At 56.0% G+C, this 284-nt stretch carries 1 protein-coding gene; it reads left to right on the plus strand.

What is annotated here, in order from left to right; all coding sequences use genetic code 11:
- A partial coding sequence (locus AC1RPQ_RS08410) for a hypothetical protein (RefSeq protein ID WP_481762330.1) occupies positions 1-284 on the plus strand: 284 nt, incomplete at both ends.

Consider the following 284-nt stretch of genomic DNA (forward strand, 5'->3'; position numbering starts at 1 on the left):
GGTAACTACGGAGGCCTAAACGGCAACTTCGGATCGATCCCGGGCGTCAACGACACCGTGATCGTGATGTATCCAATAACGCATGGTGCTACAGGCAACTCATATGTTGTGATGGGCAAACCCGTGACGGTGGATGGATACCCGTTTGTTACGGGCACTGCTCTCGAAAACCCGAGCGGCGGTTCGAACGCTAACCCTGTGGTGTCCTACAAGAACGTGGCGTCTGGAGGTTTCGGCACCTACCAGTCGGCGGTCACCAAGTCGCAGTACCAGTCGATCATTGC

Source organism: Dellaglioa sp. CoH-57-MRSF-21 (assembly GCF_056781915.1).